Source organism: Paenibacillus amylolyticus (assembly GCF_047302515.1).
Classification (GTDB): Bacteria; Bacillota; Bacilli; order Paenibacillales; family Paenibacillaceae; genus Paenibacillus; species Paenibacillus amylolyticus_G.
Genome location: NZ_CP168019.1, coordinates 5399137 through 5418323 on the forward strand (window position 1 = coordinate 5399137; position 19187 = coordinate 5418323).

Here is a 19187-nt window from a genome sequence, read left to right on the forward strand (position 1 = left end):
GGTGCACCGCTCCTTTCCATTCCTCTTAACGTATCACAATCAGCCCCCCATATTCAATGATCGGATGAAGACACGGATGCTTCCAAAGCAGCAGGTACAGTAGCAGGCTGTTTCTCCCTGCGAGGTTCAGAGATTGCCGGGTTGGAACGTCTGATCCAGATGCTAAAAGCACCTAGAGTCAGCGTTGTAACTCCGATTACCCCAAGAAACAATGCATCCCGGCCAATCCCGTTTCCCCCAAGCACAAGGTTCGTCATCCCCTCTACCGCATAGGTCGCCGGCAGATAATGACCGATCCCTTGGTAGAACTCAGACATTACATCGCGCGGAATTGTTGAGCCCGAGGACAACATCAGCAGAGGCAACAGCGCACTGTTTAACCAAGCCCCAGCATTGCCAAGCAACAACAAGCTCAACTGAGCCATGAGTATAAAAGATATGGTGACCAGCAACTGGAACAGCCATAACATTAACCAACCATCTGCTGATGATACTCCCATAACGTGCATCATCCCCGATCCAACGAGCGAAACGATAAATGCCGCACCAACATTCACGATGTTACGCGCCCAGAAGCGCTCCCATTTCCCTGCCCTGCCACTCAGTTCTCCAGAAACCTTTTGCAGATTCATGCCAAGCAACATCGCTCCGGTAAACGTAGCCGTTACAATCAACATCGGTACCATGGAGAAAGCAAAATTATCAACAGGATTCAGTCGCTCCACCTCTGCCTCCACGCGTGAAGACAACCCCAGCGCCAGCGCATCGGACTGATCAGCAGTCATACTGGACTGATTCAGCACTCCGCGAATGCCATTCTCTTGTACTTCACGATTCAATGTCGCTGTAACTTGTGCAGCTACGTTCTGCATCACACTTTTCACGGTAGCCACGTTTGATTCGTTCATCACATACTTCACTGTCATCGGTTTTGACAAGTTTTCTGCCTGCTGCATGAAACCTGATGGAATCTCAATAATCATGTAAACATCCCGATCCGTTAACATCTGTCTTGCTTCTTGCATTGATTCAGATGGTTTGATCTCGAAATTCAGACCTGCCGCCAAAGACTTGGCCACCGGTTCAGCCGCTACCCCATCTTCATTCACGATGGTGACAGCCAACTGAGTCATTCTTTCGTTAACCTGATCATATCCACTAAGCCAGATGATATTAAAAAACACCTGGAACAGAACGGCCGTAATTAAACCTACAATGGTGGCTCCGTTTTTCAAAAACAGTAGACTCGTCTGGAAAATACCTTTCATTCTATCCATCTCCTTTAATTTTGTTTCGCTCTCATATATATCGTATTGATATATGACAGTAGTTAATATATCAATACGATATATATGTCGTCAATGTTTTTTTGTTTTACTTCGTTGGAAAAAGACAAAAAAAGCCGATACATCTCTTCACCAGGAAGGTTTGTATCGGCTTTTCGTATCAAGTAATGAGCTCTTCTTCACCTTTAATAATCAAGGCTCAAGGTTTCACGAGTTAGCGTTAGATTTAATTCATATCAATCCGATTTATGCCTTAGTTTCTACGTCATTTTCAGCAGGGGACTCAGGCTCAGGCTCGGCACGCTTTGCCTTTGGTTTAGCCAACTTCTGCATCATTTTGCGGCCGGTTGGTGTCTGGGCCAACCCGCCCTGGGCTGTCTCCCGATGGCGGCTCGGCATCGCACTGCCTACTTCCAGCATGACATCGATGACTTCGTCTGACGGAATAGCACTACGCACTCCGGCCAAGGCCATGTCAGCCGCAGCCAGCGCCGTAACTGCACCCAGTCCATTACGGACGATGCACGGAATTTCAACAAGGCCTGCCACCGGATCGCAGATAAGGCCCAGTGTATTTTTTAACGCCAAACCAACGGCATGAACGACCTGTTCCGGTGTACCTCCACGCAGTTCAACCATGGCACCCGCAGCCATGCCGATCGCGGAACCAACTTCCGCCTGACAGCCACCCTCGGCGCCGGAGATAAATGAATTGTTGGCGATAACATAACCAATCGCTCCCGCACAGAACAACCCGTTCACCAAATGTTCGTCCGTCCAGCCAAATCGCTCCTGTGAGCTAATAAAAACACCGGGGATGATGCCGCAGGAACCAGCTGTTGGCGTTGCCACGATCCGGCCCATGGAGGCATTCACTTCAGATACACACAGGGCATACGCCATGGCAAGTGCGGAAGCATCTCCTGAACAAGTCTCACCTTTGCGAATGTACTCGGCCATTTTTTTCCCGTCTCCACCTGTTAATCCACTGCGTGATGTCGTATCTTCCGTTAACCCTTTGCGTACCGCTTCCTTCATCACCTGATAATATTCAGACATCTGCTTCACAACATCCGCTTCCGGTGTATTGGTCTCCTGAACTTGCTCCTCGATCATCAGCTGAGCAATGGTTTTGGATTCCGCTGTACAGATCGTATTCAGTTCATGCAAATGTTTAAACCGCATCCGAATCAACTCCTCTCTTCAAATCAATGACACGAATGTCCAATACATGGTCCAGCTCCCTTAGACGCTTGAGCATATCAGGATTAGGCACGCCATCCATTTCCATCGCGGTAAGTGCTTCGCCATCACGGGCTTTCCGGTCCACCTGCATATACCCGATGTTAACCCCGGATGAACTGATCGTGGACGTCACTGACGCGAGTACGCCCGCTTTATCCGCATGCCGTAGAACGAGTGTTGGGAACTCACCACTAATCTGAACACGAAAATCATTCATCGAATGCACCGATACGCTTCCACCACCAATGGATGCACCGATTAAGGAGCAGGCACGTTCTCCATGCCACAACTCTATTTTGACCGTATTTGGATGAGGAGCAGGCAGGCCACTTGTATAAAACTCAACCTCCATGCCTGCTTCCTCTGCGTATTGCTCTGCATCCGGGATACGCGGATCGTCTGTGACATAATCCAGCAGACCGCCGATCAGTGCCAGATCTGTTCCGTGCCCCTGATACGTATCTGCAAATGAACCGTACAGGGTCAGCCGGGCACGATCTGGCGTACATCCCAGCCACTGTCGAGCAATTCTCCCTAACCTTGCCGCTCCAGCTGTATGTGAACTTGAAGGCCCCGTCATCGACGGACCAATAATTGAAAAAACATCTTTAAATCGCACTTGTAACCCTCCAATTGTATTCGTCATTTCCATCCAGAATCTGATCCATATTGTTCCTTATTTACTGAATGATGACATCAAAAAAGGACAGAAGAAGGCCTCAGGCCCTCTCTCTGTCCTCGATACCTGAGAGTTTCACGATCAGCAGTGTCTCACGACAAAGTGCATTGCCTGCGATTACAGACAAGTTCACCAGGCTGACTGATCATATACCCCTTGGGTGGCGCAGTTCGCGCACTCTCCAGAGTTGCGTCCAACGATGGTACATTTACCTGAGAGATTAACCACTGCGCCGGGTGCGCAGCAGCTTGCTCCTTCGGTGCCTGAACACTAGCCATTTTGTTTGGCTAACCCAGGTCTCTCCCGCTCGTTATCATCCGCCGTATGGAACCATTCTGAGCTTATGCAGAACAGTCATGGAAGTCATTCATTTCTTCTTCATTAAGATTAATCGACCGGAAGATCAGTGTCAACAAACTTGACGATTTCTTTGGGTGTATATCCATCATTTCCTATTGAACCGATGATAACCAGAATATTTTGTTAGCTTTCATTACATTAACGCGATAAAAAGATCTTTTAAACAGGTTATTTCGTTCTACTTCAATCAATGATGTGCTTACTATTATTTATGGTATTGTCCATGAAACCGTTCGGGTATTCAGGCAACCAAAATTTCTGAACCACACTGCTCAGTACCCCATCCGAATCTGCACATCAGGATTATAATTCACAACTCATAGAAAATACGCTCATTTTGCACATAGGGTCGGCAATACTTGCTGCATAGCTTCGGCATGCGATCTTTCATCCATTCGTGCCTCGACTCATTCGCCATCTGGAAGGCATAATAACCCAGTGTAAAGATCAACATAAACCCTTCCATTAATCGGATATCACGATCCGTCAGTGGTGCGATCTGTTTGGTATAACCGGATAAGAATATGTCACGTTCCTCCCGATTGAACATAAGCGCTGCCCCTCCGGCATCAAAAAGATAATAACCATAACCGTGTAGACAAAAATCAATCATGGAAATTCCCTGCTCCGTTATCAGCAGATTGTTGCGAGTAATATCCCCATGAATGATCCCCCATGTCCCTGCGTGCTGCGGGTATGTTTCTAACTGTTCATTAATGTTCTCAAACGTCTCACGAAGCAGATCGAAGTCTTCCGTTGTAAAAATCCCCAGTCGGACGCCTTCTTCTAGCTGCCCGAGCATGACCAAGTTCTCATGGCTATTGCCATATGCCGGCCGCACCTTTGTTTGATCTGTCTGATTCTGCTCACGCCCATATTGATGAAGCATCTGCAGTTGTGCCCCAAGATCATAGATCTGCTCTGTTGTCAGGCGTTCTCCCTGCTGGATGTCCCTGCCCTCAATCCACTCCAGTACTGTACAGCAGATTTCTTTACCCGCTTCACTTTTCCATACCGTTACCCATTCACCCGATGCATTGCGTACCGGATGCTGCACGCGCAATGCTGTCGTTGCATTTAACTCTTGAAGCAGGTTCATCTCTGCCTCCAGCGCAGGAAGCGTATGCTGAATGCCAGTCATACTTGCATATGCGGCTTGATGGATACGTAGCAGATACTTCTGCCCGCTTGCTTCATCAACGACATGATACGTCAGATTCTCATTATGACGAATATATGAAACGACAGGTTTCTCAATAGTGTAGTTCTGTATAATCTGAGCTGCCATATGGTCGTAAGGCATCTGATCCGTAGTGATTATTAACATCTCCTTCGAAGTCATGTAAACGTTCTCTTCACACTAAATATCGTAGCATAATGTTTATCCCGCATACAGAAAATCCCACTAAAATTATAAATTAAAAAAGCACAACCCCCGAACAACCGTCCAGGCATTGTGCTTTCTTTTGTCTCTATTATTTCTCTATCTCTCTGTCTGTTGCTCTATGTGACACTCCATGATCCAATTAACCAAAACGACCCATAATGTATTCTTGCGTCAGACGATTGTCCGGGTTCGTGAAAATATGCTCTGTATCCCCGTGCTCAATCATGCTTCCCAGATAGAAATAAGCTGTATAATCCGAGATGCGTGCCGCCTGCTGCATGTTATGGGTAACAATAACAATCCGCAGCTCCTTCTTGAGCTCGGTAATCAACTCTTCAACTTTACCCGTAGATACCGGGTCAAGTGCAGATGCCGGCTCATCGAGCAGCAGAATCTGTGGTTCAACAGACAAAGCGCGAGCGATACACAGACGCTGCTGTTGTCCTCCAGAGAGAGACAGAGCTGACTCATGCAGTCTGTCTTTTACTTCGTCCCAGAGCGCAGCACGGCGCAAGCTTTTTTCCACAATTTCATCCAGTGCCTTCTTACTCTTCGTACCGCGGTAGCGGGGGCCAAACGCGATATTGTTATAGATGGACTTATGAAAAGGATTTGGCTTCTGCCACACCATGCCAATCTTCTGACGAAGCTTGATTACATCGGTTCCAGGCTCATTCAGATCGTTACCGTCCATCCAGATATGTCCCTCTGTACGGGAACCGGCAATCTCGTCGTTCATCCGATTCAGCGACCGGAGGAACGTGGATTTACCGCAACCAGACGGCCCAATAAGAGCCGTTACGCTTGCTTCAGGAAACGTCAGGCTAATCTGCTTGACCGCCTGGAAATGTCCATAATATATGCTTAACTGTTCCGTACCAAAAGGTATGGCCATGTTGGTTCCTCCTTATTTCGAAGCTGTCATGCGGCGGAATACAACCCGACCGATCCAGCGTGCACTTAGATTGAACGCCAGCACGAGAATGACAAGCACGGCGGATGCCCCTGCTGCCACTTCTTTGGAATCTGGACCAATACCTTCACTATTCACTTTCCAGATATGGACAGCAAGTGTCTCTGCCGGACGGAAAGGATTAAGCGGTGATCTTGGACTCGTCGGATTCCAATCTGTAAAGTCCAATGGTGGACTACTCATACCTGCGGTGAACATCAGCGCGGCTGCTTCACCGAAAATCCGGCCCGATGCCAGGATCGTACCCGTAATCAAACTCGGCAATGCCACAGGTAGCAGAATCGAAGTGATAATCTTCCACTTGGACAGTCCCAGCGCCAGACCTGCTTCCTTCTGTTCCTTCGGAACGGCACGGAAGGCCTGCTCCGTAGTACGCACCATCAGTGGCAAGTTAAAGATCGCCAGAGCCAAGGCACCCGAGATCAGGGAGAAACCAAGACCAAATTGATTTACTAGCAGCAAGAGACCAAACAAACCGATAACGATGGATGGGAATGATGACAATACTTCAACGACCAGACGAATGAAGCTGGTAATCTTGCCTGGTTTGGCATACTCCGCCATGTAAATTCCGCCGCCCCACCCGAGTGGAATGGTAACAATCAAAGTCAGGACAAGCAAGAATACGGAGTTGAAGAGCTGTGGACCAATTCCGCCGCCACCCTTAAGCAACTGTGGTGCGCTCGTCAGGAAGTTCCAGCTAATATGCCCAATGCCTCTATACATGATGAAGCCAAGCAGACCGAGCAATAGAATAACAATGAACAGGGCCAGTACAACGATAACGGATGTTGCAATTTTATCTACCGTCTTTGCCTTCATTTTCATACCCGGTTTCTCCTTTCAAGCAGGCGAACCAGAATGACGAAGACAAAGGTCATCACCAACAGGACAAGCGCCATACTCCACAGTGCATTGTTATGAACAGAACCCATCGTGGTGTTACCCATGCTGAGTGTAATTACACTTGTTAATGTTGAAGCTGATTCAAGCAAGGATGTTGGAACATGCGGTGCATTACCGATAACCATCTGCACAGCAAGTGCCTCACCAAAAGCACGGGCCATACCCAAAACGACACCTGTCAACAAAGCTGGCAAAGTTGTTGGGATAATGACACGGTAGATGGTTTGCCAGCGAGTGGCACCCAGTGCGTAGGAGGATTCACGCAATCCTTTTGGCAATGCGGACAATGCATCTGCCATAATACTTGTTACCGTAGGAAGAATCATTACCGCGAGAACAAGACATCCGGCTGCAATCCCGACGCCTGTTCCACCAAAGATACTGCGCAACAAAGGTACGATGACACTCAGACCGATAAATCCGTACACAACGGATGGAATTCCGGACAAGAGCTCAATCGCAGGCTGCAGGATCTTTTTCCCTTTACCCGGGACAATCTCTGTCATGAAGAGCGCTGCACACAGGCCAAGCGGACTTGCGATCAATGCTGCAAGCAAGGTTGTAATGAAAGAACCTGTGATGAACGGTAATGCCCCGTAGAAAGCAGGTTCACCTGTTGGATTCCACGTTTTCCCACCAAGAAACTCGCTTATGCTTATTCCATTTTGGAAAAATGTCGATAGTCCCTTGGACGCTACAAAATAAACAATGGAAAACATGACAACGATCAGGAAAACGACACAAATCGACGTATAGATCCGTCCCGTCCACTCTTCCCAATAATGTTTCTCTTTTAAGGGCCGGCGCGGTTTCAACTTGTTATTCATTACCGTTCCCCCTTCGGTCTGTTCCATAACAACCATCCTTCTATAGTAGAATTAATGCAAAATATGGGATTATTTCAGAGCAAACCGCGTAAAGAGGCGGGACCTAAGTCCGCCTCTTTCGCTGTATGCGCAAGTTCAAAGATTACTCAACCACATTACCTGCTGCATCGCGTTTTACTTTCATACCTGACATTGGAATGTATCCAAGTTCTGTCACGTCGTTTTGTTGAATTTCGTCACTCAAGATGTAGTCCAAGAATGCTTTTGTTGCTGCATCAGGCTCACCTTTTGTGTACATGTGCTCGTAAGCCCACACTGGATAAGTTCCTGCTTCTACGTTCTCAACTGTTGCTTCTACACCTTCGTATTTCAACACTTGCAAGCTGTCATCCAAGTAAGACAGGGCGAGGTAACCAATAGCACCTGGCGTTTCAGCTACCAATTTTCTTACGTTACCTGAAGAATCTTCTTGAATGGAACCTTGGATATCACCCATTTTTTCACCCAATGCATACTTCTCGAAAGTTGCACGAGTACCGGAACTACTTGGACGGTTTACAATAACAATTGCTTGATCCGCGCCGCCAACATCTTTCCAGTTCGTTACTTTACCGGAGAAAATGTCGACCAGTTGTTGCTTCGTCAAATCTTCTACCCCTGCATCTTTGTTGCTAACTGGAGCCATAGCTACTACTGCTACTTGATGATCAACCAGTTCTTTTACTTTGGCTTCGTCCTCCAGTTTCTCTTCTGCAAATACATCAGAGTTACCGATTGTAGCTTGTCCGTCAGATACTTGTGTCAAACCAGTACCACTACCGCCACCTTGAACTTGAACCGTTACGTTCTTATATTCATCAACTGCCATAAATTTCTGTCCAGCTTGTTCTACCAGAGGTAGCAATGCTGTCGATCCGACTGCCAGAATGTTACCGCTAAGCTCAGTAGCAGCTTCTCCTGATCCATTGCTTGCGGCACCCTCTGTACCAGCGTCATTTTTCGATCCGCATGCTGCGAGAACCAGTACGAACGTTAAGGTCATCAAAATAAACGGCAACTTTTTAAACATGTTTTGTTTTCCTCCCCCAATGTAGTGATGGCGTTTTGTGAATTTGTTTGTTCACCATCAACTCTTTACTCATTGTAGTTTCGGTATGTCATCTTAAAATCAGTGTTTTGTAAACGCAATGTTAAAAATATCGGCTGTATATTGAAATTTATCTGAGAGAAATTGCGCTGAAGTGGTCGCTTCGGGAACGGACGTTGTTTCAATCGCTGTTATCCCCGGATCTATATGATTTACTTTTTCTATGGAATACATCCGGGGATAAAGGCGAACGCTTCGCTTTTCCACAATCGTTCCGCTCCCTTCGCTGTGTCAGCTCTGGTTGGATCTCAGGCATTTCAATCTCCTGCCTGGGAAGTAGGCAAAAAGGCCAACCCTATAAAAGGCTGGCCTTGTGTAAATACTTAATGTAGATATTGAATCAATCCGTTATATAGAACAAACAAAAAACTGCCTCACAGCCAGTGCATGGCACCAGCTAGTTAGAGAATTTATGCAGATTTCATAGTTGTTAAGGCTTTTTTATCTGGCGAGTCGCTTGAATTATTCTTTGGTTGATATACAGGTTTCTTTAACAATCCAATCATACAAGCTGTAATGATGGAACCAACTAAAATACAGACAATATACAATAATGGATTACTTGCCGCAATGGGAATAACAAAGATTCCACCGTGAGGAGCTTGTAACGAAATACCTAGAGCCATGCACATTCCTCCACCAATCGCTGCACCTACAATATTGGATGGAATAACTCGCAAGGGATCATTTGCGGCAAACGGAATCGCGGCTTCTGTAATAAACGACGCACCCATAATATAAGCGGCTTTGCCTGCATTACGTTCTTCGATTGAGAATTTATTTTTAAATAATGTTGTAGCTAATGCAATACCCAGTGGCGGAACCATACCTCCAACCATCAGAGCAGCAGAAGGTTCAAAGATTTGATTGGCGAACATCGCCAGTCCAAATGCAGATGCTGTTTTGTTAATCGGCCCACCCATATCAGATGCCATCATTCCTGCCAGAAGTGCTCCTAATAAAATAGCATTAGAACCTGTTAAACCATTTAGCCAACCTTGTAACGACTCATTGATCCAAGCCATCGGACTGTTGATGACAAAATACATAATCAAGGCGGTTATAAATGAACCTACTAATGGCAAGATCAGCACAGGTGACAGGCTTTGCAGTGAGTCAGGAATGCCTTTGACTAATTTTTTCAGAGCTAGGATCGTATAACCGGCGATAAATCCAGCCAGCATACCTCCCAAAAAGCCAGAACCTCCAATAGTTGCCAGCATCCCACCAATCATACCAGGTGCCAATCCTGGACGGTCAGCAATACTATACGCAATATACCCTGCTAATACAGGAACCATCAATGCAAAAGCAGCACTACCCCCTGCTGTACTTAAAAAAGCGGCGAAAGCATTATAATCCGGGCTATTTGGATCAGCCGCATGAATACCAAACATAAACGAAAGCGCAATCAATATACCACCTGCGACCACAAAAGGAATCATAAAGGATACACCATTCATAATATGGCTGTATATTTTAGGCTGCTTTAAGCGTGTTTTTTCTTTTGCTTCTTTAAGATTACTGTTGCCTTGATTCAAAACGACACCTTTTCCAACAATCGCATCTTCAATTAACTCTTGTGCATGATGAACTCCATTTTTGACAGAGGTTTTGATCACTGGACGATCGCCAAAAACATCCATATCGACTTTGACATCTGCCGCCACAATAATACCATCAGCTTCAGCAATATCTTCAGGAGTCAATTGATTTCCAACACCTGTTGATCCATTGGTTTGCACTTTAATGTGTACACCGAGTTCCTTGGCCGCATTTTTCAATGCTTCCGCGGCCATAAACGTATGGGCAATTCCTGTAGGACAGCCTGTAACTCCAACCACTTTTTTGCCAGCATACTTTTTAGGACTATGAAGTGCCTGCGCATCTTGCTCTTCTGCCTGTTCAAATAAACGGACAATCTCTTCTTGATCTCGAGCAAGGATAAGTTTCGCTCTAAATAGTTCATCCATCAAAAAGGTCGAAATTTTGGATAATGTTTGCAAATGTTCTGATGAAGAGCTTTGATCGACTGCAATCATAAAAAATAAATTACATGATTCGGTACTATATTCAATACCGCTTAATGATCTGCCCATAATAATGGCAGGGGACTGTACTCCAGTAGACTTGGCATGTGGAATGGCTATTCCGAATCCCACTTCTGTAGGAACCTGTTCTTCACGTGCCCAGATATCTTTTTTAAATTGCTCAATATCGCTTAAATAGCCGTTATCGTTTAACTTTTGCGACAATTCATCTATTAATTCGGCTTTGGTCGTAGCGGTGACATCTAATATGATATTTTCTGGTTTTAAGACATTAGAAATCTTCATGATGGATCTCTCCTCTTAAATTTCTCCCAGTTTATAAAGGGATGCTCTACCTGTAGAACCGAACAGATCCATTTTTTTCTTCACCAATTCTGTCGCCGCTTTGGTCGCCTCAGGCATCAGTTGATCCGGTTCATATGCATTCGGATTGGCATCGAGTGTCGCTCTTAATTGGTTGTAGAATGCTCGCTTCATATCGGTTGATAAATTGATCTTCGCTATCCCATGCTTCACTGCTTCTCTAATCTCTTCATCAGGATTATCTGATCCACCATGCAGCACTAACGGTATTTTTACTTTTTCATGAATTTGTTTCAAACGATCGATTTTGATCGAATGATCTTTGGATTGAGGATAAATACCATGTGAAGTACCTACAGCGACAGCAAGTGTATCGATACCTGTTTGTTCTACAAAAATCGCCGCTTCTTCTGGATTCGTATACAAAATCTCGTCAGCCCCACCTTCCGAGCTGCCTTCATTACTCCCAATCGTACCTAGTTCACCTTCTACAGATACATCGACCAGATGAGCCAGTTCAACCGCTTCCTTGGTTGCCGCAATATTTTCCTCAAAAGGTAAATGAGATGCATCCATCATGACTGATGTATACCCATTGCGAATCGAACGTGTAATATCTTTGATCGTCGCTCCATGATCCAGATGAATAACAAACGGCACTTTGGACTTGGATGCCGCTTCTCGCACATAAGCTATAAACCCATCAGTGACTAGATCAATTTCATTCGGGTGAATCTGCATGATTGCAGGCGAATTCTGCTCCTCTGCGGCTGTAATGACCACTTTGACGAACTCGCTATTGGCTACATTAAATGATCCGACTGCAAATTTATTTTCATACGCTACTTTAAGTAAATCTTTCATATTAATTAACATTTGAATTCCTCCTAGATTTATTTGGAAGACCAGACTTCCAAAAATTCATCGTAATTGGTGATATGGAGTAGTTTTTCTGTCATATTAGTCTGTTTAAACACATCGTAAATTTCTTCGAAAAATTTGGTGTTATTCACCTTCTGATTTTTCGGCGGAATAAACAGAAAAATGATCTGCGCCATCTGATCACCCCATAGCATTTTCTGCTTATTAATCGCTACCAGTACACGCAGTTTTTTGTTATCTCCACAATCAAATGGATGGGGCATCGCGACCAAATTCCCAATATTGGTACTCGACATTTTTTCTCTTTCCACAATACTGGTATATAAATGCTGAATATCGCCTAGTTCTGTAAGTTTTTTTAACAAATCAATTGGATTGTCTTCATTTAGGAAAAAAACATCATCTGGTGATAAATAATATTTGAGTAGTCCACGATTTAACTGAATCGAAATATTCTTCATATCATCACTTGTAATCATTTCACTTACCAGAATGATATTTTGTACATTTAACTGCTGTTGTTCCGCAATCTCGCTCGTTGTGATAATCGTTTCAATTCCTTCCGGAAGAAGATGTATTTCATGATTAGCTAATAGACTATCGATTCTAATATTCGGAAAATAGAGATTAATCTTACGCTCCAATAGCTTGCCGACTAATAGATTTTTGCCATAAATAATTGCAATACGTTTTCTGTTATCTTGAGAGTTCTCAATAATGCCCATAATGTGTAACGTCAAGTAACCGATTTCATTTTCGGGTATTTTGATATTTAAGCAAAATTGCAATTCTTTTGCCAACACAACTGCGACATTATAAGCATTGGTATATTCTGATTTTATTTGAGCAATAAAAGGATTTTCGACAGGGAAATAATACTTTAATGGGTATAATGATTTGGTAATATGAGCTAATAATCGATCAAGTAACTCTTGGTTTTTGTAGCTGATGAATCCATATTGCTCTCCAACTTTTTGGATCACTGATTTGATTTTTTGTTCCATTTCATTCACGTGTTCATGCCCGATTTCTTCATTTTTTTTAGGTAAGATCTGCAATGCGATCAGCAGGTAACCTAAATACTGATACTCATATTCATCAAAAGGGATATCCATTTCTTGAGCCAGACGGATCAGAATAGATTGGGCTATTTTTAATTCTTCAAAGCTCGTATGATCCAACCTCATATCCTGTTCAGTTATTTTTTGTGTAAGACTTACTCGTTTAAGACTGATCAAAACATTCACACAGATCGAGAATAATTCTTGAAAACTTAGCAATAAATTATACTTGGCAACCTCTTCTTCAATACAAGCGTAGATAAAATGAATAGAAGATTCGTTGAACCAATCGCCAAAATAGTATTGCAGTGCTTCGTCTATCGGCATGTGTTTGAGACAATCGGTAGTGACTAGTTTTTTGAGCAAAATCCGTTTCTCAACTTCGCTTCCTTTAAGCCGGATACCTTGGAAAATAATCGCTTCAATTTCGATGTTCTGCTTTTCTGCTTGAATCGTTTGCACTAATTTTTGCACGTCTTTACGGATCGTTTGAGTCGAAAAATAAAGTGTTCTAGCCAGATCCTCATACGTAATAAAATCAGTCTGCGATAACAGTGCTTTGATAATATGAAATGCTCTTTCTTCGTCATCATCTTCATTTTTATACAGGCTGGATAAATCCCCGACTAACTTGTATCCTTTGCGAGTATTGCCAATAATCATTGCTTTATCTAAATAATTTTCATTCATTTCTTTGATGTCATTGCGAATCGTTCTAGTCGTTACATCAAATAGATTAGCTAATTCGCTTCCACTCACAAAATCATGCTCAGATTGTTTTAAATGCTCTAATAGCTTAATGTAACGTTTCCTCATTTGGCTTTCCTCCTTACACACATACTAATGCAAGCGCTTTATATCCACCAAGCCTATACTCTTTCCTAATAGTTAGGAAGTGATCGTGTATTCGTTTATGATACCCACTTTTTTTAAATTCTAAGTTAGTATTCTATTTAAGAATCGTTTGGGAAGGAAAATAGAACACAAAAAAACCAACCTTCTAAAAAGGTTGGTTTGTGTGTATAGTACCACTACATCCATGACAATAAGCGCGATCCTTACAACACTACCTACTCCAGACACTTAACGGTCTGTGCTAGTTGAAAATGTAAATACGGTTGTACTAACCTAGAATCCATAACCACAATGCCAACCCGGCTAGGGTAAATAACAATGTTGGAATCGTCAGGATGATGCCTGCTTTGAAATAATACCCCCATGTGATCTTCACACCTTTGCGGGATAACACGTGCAGCCACAGCAATGTGGCAAGTGATCCAATCGGGGTCATTTTGGGACCCAGGTCGGAACCAATGACATTGGCATAGATCAATGCTTCCTGAATAATACCTTCGGTATGCGCGCCCTGGATGGCTAGCAGGTTAATCAACACGGTCGGCAGGTTGTTCATCACCGATGATAATACAGCAGCGATGATGCCCATCCCGAGCGAAGCAGCCAGCAGACCATGCTCTGCTATGGCATCCAGCCAGCGGCTCAGATGATCCGTTAACCCTGCATTACGCAGTCCATATACGACGATATACATGCCCACCGAGAACACCACAATCGACCATGGCGCTTCCTTAATTACCCGTTTCAGATCAACAGCCTCGCTCTTGCGTGCCAATAAAGCGAACAGCAACGCAACGGAGCCAACAATAACCGACACGGGAATCGGCAGAAACTCACTGGATGCATAGGCAACCAATAACAGCCCAAGCATGAACCAGGCGATTCGGAACATCCGTGGATCACGTATCGCTTCCTTCGGGTCACGTGCCGCGGAGATGTCGTAGCGAAGGGGTATGCTTTTGCGATAGAACAAAAACAACATCCCCGTACTCGCTACGATTGAGAACAGATTGGGCACGATCATGCGTACCGCATACTCCACAAATGTAATACCAAAGAAATCGGCCGATACAATGTTAACCAGATTGCTGACGACTAACGGTAACGACGTGGTATCGGCGATAAATCCACTCGCCATCACAAAAGCCAGCACCATGCGCTCATCAAACTTCAATGCACGCACCATTGCCAGCACAATTGGCGTCAGGATGAGCGCGGCACCGTCATTCGCGAACAAGGCAGACACCGCCGCTCCCAGCAGAATGGAGTAGAAGAACAGTCTGCGACCGTCTCCTCCAGCCAGCCTAGCCATATGAAGGGCAGCCCATTCGAAGAAACCCGTCTCGTCGAGAATGAGAGAAATCATAATAATGCCGACAAAGGCCAGCGTTGCATTCCATACAATGGATGCTACATCCGAGGCATCGTTTAAGCTGACAACTCCACACAACAGGGCAAGTAATGCCCCACCAGAGGCAGTCCAACCGATACCCAATCCACGAGGTTGCCAGATCACCAAGGTGATCGTCACTACAAAAATCAGTATTGCTACGTATACCATAGAGCCTCCTGCTGTACCCTGTATCAATATATTATTTCGTTAATTCAATCTTATACTGTAAGATTACACCGCTCTATGCGCGGAATGACCAGACGATATATTTATACAGGGCAACAGGAATATTGTCTATCTTTATTTTCTTTTAATATAGAATGTGTGGTAAGTTATGGTGTTCAATGCTAGGAATTATTCTTTACCCTTATCCTTAGGTGTATCCTCCACCATCTTGAACATGCCGAGCAATCCTTGTAATTGTTCCGCCATGCTATTCAGATGTGCCGAGGATGATGCAATCTCTTCTACCGATGCAAGTTGTTCTTGCGAAGATGCCGACACGGATTCTGTATTCGCAGCCGATTCCTGGGTCACATTCGAAATATCACTCATCGCCTTGGCAACGTGGGATGCACCACTCTCCAGTTGCTTCGTTGTTGCGGACAAGTCATCCAATGTATGAACAGCATCTTCCACCGCCTCCCGAATCTGAGCAAAGGATTGTCCTGACGTATTCACGGCCTGAATTCCTTCTCCTACCCGAGTCTGAGCCGCATTCATAGCGATTAGAGCGGCATCCATGTCCTGACGGATATTATGAACCACCTCACCAATCTGCGCTGCCGAACTTCCGGATTCTTCTGCCAGTTTACGCACCTCACCAGCTACAACTGCAAACCCACGACCCGCATCCCCCGCTCTTGCCGCTTCAATAGAAGCATTTAATGCGAGCAAGTTCGTTTGTTTGGAGATGGATGCAATGACGTCAACCATGCTACCAATCTCAACGGAACGTGCATTCAGAGATTGAACCACCGTCCCCAGCTGCTCCACCGTTTCCTGGATACTGTTCATCTGCTCCACAGCCTGTCCTGCTGCCTCATTCCCCGATGAAGCCGCTCCGGACGTATGCCGCATATTTGCCGTAATCGATTGTACACGCTCCGACATCATTCGAACATCTTCTGCCATTCGGCTCATCTGTCCCGATCCGTCTTTCACGCTGTTTACCTGCTGCTCTGCACCTTCAGCCAGTTCCTGAATGGCCAGTGTTGAATGTTCAATCGCTTTGGTGGTTTGTTCTGCACTGGCAGACAACTCTTGAGAAGAAGCAGATACCTGCTCTGTCGTTTCCTGTACACCAAGAATCATCATTCGAAGGTTATCAACCATACGTTCAAAATACTTCGCAAGTTCTCCGACTTCATCTTTACGTCCTGTTTCCATTTTCACGGTCAAGTCACCTTTACTCACGGCTCTGGCAGATTCCTGCAGTCGTTTAATTGGACGCAGCATGGAACGTGTAAACCAGATAATAAAGAGGAGTGTAAGGAACGTAGCCGCCAGAATAACAATAAATGTGGCCATGCGAATATCCTTACTTGCATTAGTTACTTCACTCTTGAGCATCGTGCCGGCAATTTTCCAGCCTGTTGCTTCATTTGTTGAAAAAATCATCATCTTCGGCTGATCGTTGAACACGTAATCGAATTGACCTTCTGAACCTTCATACATCTCATCCAGCAAGCCACTCGTTTCCGGCGTACCTGCATCTGCTACAGGGGATACAACATAGTTTTTGTTTGCATCCATAATAATGACGTAGCCTTCTTTGCCCACCTTAATGGATGCCTGCTCTTGCAGGTCTGTCAGGTCCAGAGATAAACCGATGACACCGGATTGATCCTTTAATGTTTTGGAGATAAACACAACGGCAACACCATCGGTATTAACAGACACAGCTGATACAACAGCTGTACCTGGTTTTTCCATCGCTAGTTTGTACCATTCCCGCTCTCTAGGATCATAAGCATCTCCCCGTGTGCTACTCGCTGTTGGTTTACCTCGAACCATAACTCCGTCTGTTGTTCCTACAAAAATATTCATGGCATCGGGATGCAAGCCCAGATATTGCTCTAGCTTCACCTGAAGCTCCGGACTATCGTTCTCCCCTTTGATCAGGCTCGGATCAAGGGCATCCGCGAAATAGTTAATGTCATGAATCTTGTAATTCACTTGGCTTTCTACAATGGTATTGGCAGTGCTCACACTTTGCATGGCACTATCCACTAATTGTTCTTGTATGCCATCTTCAGCCATCGTTAGCGTGATCAAGCCGATTGCCAAGCTTGGCAGGAGCAGAACGGCCAGGAAGGAGACCAATAGTTTGTTCCTTATATTCCAGACGAAACCTTTCTTTTTCTTCTTTTTATTTTGATTATGTTTTGGTTTGGCAGGTTTCGCTGCTTTCATTGGTTTATTATCCTGAGTTTCACTCATGTCTTTCTCCCCCTCAAAATGTAAAAATGCCCTTTTGTATGTATGGATCAATCTAAAAGGCTTATCTTATATATCGGCTAAATGAGGGTATTTATTTGAGAGAAAAATGTGCAGGCACGCCAAACAAGCCACCTCTGATCAGAAGCGACTTGTACAAGGTACAGGTTACTAATTATTACATGAATTAGATGAAGTATTGCAGTACGGACCGCCTGGCGGTTGTGCCGAGGGTTTACCAAAATAGTAGCCCTGTGCAAGCTCAATACCTATGGAACGACAGAATTCAAACTCTTCCATTCGTTCGATCCCCTCGGCAAGGACTTGCCCTCCAAATCGACTCGACATCTCAACAATATGAAGAATCTTCTGTTGTTTGGTCGAATCCTGATCACAACGTTCAATGAGACTTCGATCTATTTTGACAAAATCCGGTTCTAACCGATTCATCAACTCTATTGTCGAATATCCGGCACCCACATCATCCAGTGCAACCGACATTCCACGGGAACGATATACCTCAAATATTTGCTGCAAGATGGGCATATGCTGAATCTGCTCTGTTTCCACGACTTCAAACACAAAATCTTTAGGGTCAAGCGAAAGGCGTTCAATCGCTTCAAACGTATGTGTCAGACAATATTCGGGATTATATATGGAGGAAGGCAGGAAATTTACGAAGCGTTTGACACCATGCGGCAGAAAAAGAGCACTGGTCTCAATAGCAGTAATACGCGCCAATCGATCCAGAAAAGAATGTAGTCCAGTCTCACGCGCAACTTCAAATAATTCGTAGGAACTGAAGGATTTTCCATTCTCAGCAGGACGAAGCAAAAACTCATATCCGATAATCTGCTCCGATGCATCAACGATGGGTTGCATATGACTGCTGAATTGATGCTCCAGAATAATGGAAACAAGCTCCGCATGCTTGAAACGGGACTCCTGCATGGTTAGACTAATCCAGCTTTCTTCATTGGCCTGTTCGTATATAGGCATAATCTGAACGGTTAGGGAATCACGTAATGTCGGTTCAATTTCGCCGAACTCTTCTATTAAGCTCTGAACCGTCTCAGGATTCGAAAAATGCATCCACATCATGTCATCCGACGTCTCGATAAGTCTTCCCAGCGTTTGTAGCGCTTCCAGCAAAGCGGGGGAAATGGGACGCAAGTACAAGGTACCTTGGCCCTCTATAGGATAGATTGGACTGCAGCCACTGCAATTCATGTAGGACCCCCCTTGCCAATTTAGATTCCATGTCCATTAATGTTCACTTGTATATACCCAAAGTTTGTAAATATTATATCATGGGTCTTAAAATTAATCTCTACTGTTTTGATGACTTCCTGTATGACGGTTCTTGGAACAAATATATTCAAATTTACAGAAA

General features: G+C 44.6%; 14 protein-coding genes and 1 riboswitch. All 14 genes read right to left on the reverse strand.

Annotated elements, in window-relative coordinates; genetic code table 11:
* Window positions 1-53: 53 nt before the first annotated feature.
* On the reverse strand, window positions 54-1268 hold the full coding sequence (locus tag ACDJ59_RS23500; RefSeq protein WP_413406191.1) for a YhgE/Pip domain-containing protein: 1215 nt from the start codon (window positions 1266-1268) through the stop codon (window positions 54-56).
* Between the two features lie 264 nt (window positions 1269-1532).
* Entirely contained in the window at window positions 1533-2471 is a 939-nt protein-coding gene (gene sdaAA, locus ACDJ59_RS23505) for an L-serine ammonia-lyase, iron-sulfur-dependent, subunit alpha (protein WP_036672202.1), read from the reverse strand.
* Window positions 2461-3150: an L-serine ammonia-lyase, iron-sulfur-dependent subunit beta gene (sdaAB, locus tag ACDJ59_RS23510; protein ID WP_074093257.1), complete on the reverse strand. Its 690-nt coding sequence runs from the start codon at window positions 3148-3150 to the stop codon at window positions 2461-2463. The genes sdaAA and sdaAB overlap by 11 nt, the downstream gene beginning before the upstream one ends.
* 251 nt (window positions 3151-3401) lie before the next feature.
* A riboswitch (glycine riboswitch) is annotated at window positions 3402-3526 on the reverse strand.
* 354 nt (window positions 3527-3880) lie between these two features.
* Window positions 3881-4912: a phosphotransferase enzyme family protein gene (locus tag ACDJ59_RS23515; RefSeq protein WP_413406194.1), complete on the reverse strand. Its 1032-nt coding sequence runs from the start codon at window positions 4910-4912 to the stop codon at window positions 3881-3883.
* A gap of 184 nt (window positions 4913-5096) precedes the next feature.
* On the reverse strand, window positions 5097-5852 hold the full coding sequence (gene pstB, locus ACDJ59_RS23520) for a phosphate ABC transporter ATP-binding protein PstB (protein WP_036616781.1): 756 nt from the start codon (window positions 5850-5852) through the stop codon (window positions 5097-5099).
* A gap of 12 nt (window positions 5853-5864) precedes the next feature.
* On the reverse strand, window positions 5865-6752 hold the full coding sequence (pstA, locus tag ACDJ59_RS23525) for a phosphate ABC transporter permease PstA (RefSeq protein ID WP_026081329.1): 888 nt from the start codon (window positions 6750-6752) through the stop codon (window positions 5865-5867).
* A gap of 2 nt (window positions 6753-6754) precedes the next feature.
* A complete protein-coding gene (pstC, locus tag ACDJ59_RS23530; protein ID WP_017690972.1) occupies window positions 6755-7690 on the reverse strand; it encodes a phosphate ABC transporter permease subunit PstC in 936 nt (311 codons plus the stop codon).
* 115 nt (window positions 7691-7805) lie between these two features.
* On the reverse strand, window positions 7806-8732 hold the full coding sequence (locus ACDJ59_RS23535) for a phosphate ABC transporter substrate-binding protein (protein WP_413406196.1): 927 nt from the start codon (window positions 8730-8732) through the stop codon (window positions 7806-7808).
* 488 nt (window positions 8733-9220) lie between these two features.
* Complete coding sequence (locus tag ACDJ59_RS23540; protein ID WP_413406198.1) at window positions 9221-11146, reverse strand: fructose-specific PTS transporter subunit EIIC; 1926 nt, start codon at window positions 11144-11146, stop codon at window positions 9221-9223.
* 15 nt (window positions 11147-11161) lie between these two features.
* Window positions 11162-12040, reverse strand: a complete 879-nt coding sequence (locus ACDJ59_RS23545; RefSeq protein ID WP_413406200.1) for a ketose-bisphosphate aldolase — start codon at window positions 12038-12040, stop codon at window positions 11162-11164.
* Window positions 12041-12057: 17 nt separating this feature from the next.
* Window positions 12058-13923, reverse strand: a complete 1866-nt coding sequence (locus tag ACDJ59_RS23550; RefSeq protein ID WP_340983622.1) for a BglG family transcription antiterminator — start codon at window positions 13921-13923, stop codon at window positions 12058-12060.
* Window positions 13924-14230: 307 nt separating this feature from the next.
* Window positions 14231-15523 (reverse strand): arsenic transporter, encoded by a 1293-nt coding sequence (locus tag ACDJ59_RS23555; RefSeq protein WP_413406204.1) that lies wholly within the window; start codon window positions 15521-15523, stop codon window positions 14231-14233.
* Window positions 15524-15709: 186 nt separating this feature from the next.
* Window positions 15710-17797, reverse strand: a complete 2088-nt coding sequence (locus ACDJ59_RS23560; protein WP_413406206.1) for a methyl-accepting chemotaxis protein — start codon at window positions 17795-17797, stop codon at window positions 15710-15712.
* A 168-nt stretch (window positions 17798-17965) separates the two neighbouring features.
* The gene (locus ACDJ59_RS23565) at window positions 17966-19024 is read right to left on the reverse strand and encodes an EAL domain-containing protein (protein WP_413406208.1); all 1059 of its coding nucleotides are present in this window, start codon (window positions 19022-19024) and stop codon (window positions 17966-17968) included.
* Window positions 19025-19187: the final 163 nt, after the last annotated feature.

What these genes read in the sequence shown, in the direction of transcription:
- pstC (WP_017690972.1), bottom strand. Translation starts at nt 7,690, where the DNA reads ATGGAACAGACCGAAGGGGGAACGGTAATGAATAACAAGTTGAAACCG.
- ACDJ59_RS23550 (WP_340983622.1), bottom strand. Translation starts at nt 13,923, where the DNA reads ATGAGGAAACGTTACATTAAGCTATTAGAGCATTTAAAACAATCTGAG.
- ACDJ59_RS23540 (WP_413406198.1), bottom strand. Translation starts at nt 11,146, where the DNA reads ATGAAGATTTCTAATGTCTTAAAACCAGAAAATATCATATTAGATGTC.
- ACDJ59_RS23535 (WP_413406196.1), bottom strand. Translation starts at nt 8,732, where the DNA reads ATGTTTAAAAAGTTGCCGTTTATTTTGATGACCTTAACGTTCGTACTG.
- ACDJ59_RS23560 (WP_413406206.1), bottom strand. Translation starts at nt 17,797, where the DNA reads ATGAGTGAAACTCAGGATAATAAACCAATGAAAGCAGCGAAACCTGCC.
- ACDJ59_RS23515 (WP_413406194.1), bottom strand. Translation starts at nt 4,912, where the DNA reads ATGACTTCGAAGGAGATGTTAATAATCACTACGGATCAGATGCCTTAC.
- ACDJ59_RS23500 (WP_413406191.1), bottom strand. Translation starts at nt 1,268, where the DNA reads ATGAAAGGTATTTTCCAGACGAGTCTACTGTTTTTGAAAAACGGAGCC.
- pstB (WP_036616781.1), bottom strand. Translation starts at nt 5,852, where the DNA reads ATGGCCATACCTTTTGGTACGGAACAGTTAAGCATATATTATGGACAT.
- sdaAA (WP_036672202.1), bottom strand. Translation starts at nt 2,471, where the DNA reads ATGCGGTTTAAACATTTGCATGAACTGAATACGATCTGTACAGCGGAA.
- ACDJ59_RS23565 (WP_413406208.1), bottom strand. Translation starts at nt 19,024, where the DNA reads ATGAATTGCAGTGGCTGCAGTCCAATCTATCCTATAGAGGGCCAAGGT.
- ACDJ59_RS23555 (WP_413406204.1), bottom strand. Translation starts at nt 15,523, where the DNA reads ATGGTATACGTAGCAATACTGATTTTTGTAGTGACGATCACCTTGGTG.
- ACDJ59_RS23545 (WP_413406200.1), bottom strand. Translation starts at nt 12,040, where the DNA reads ATGTTAATTAATATGAAAGATTTACTTAAAGTAGCGTATGAAAATAAA.
- pstA (WP_026081329.1), bottom strand. Translation starts at nt 6,752, where the DNA reads ATGAAGGCAAAGACGGTAGATAAAATTGCAACATCCGTTATCGTTGTA.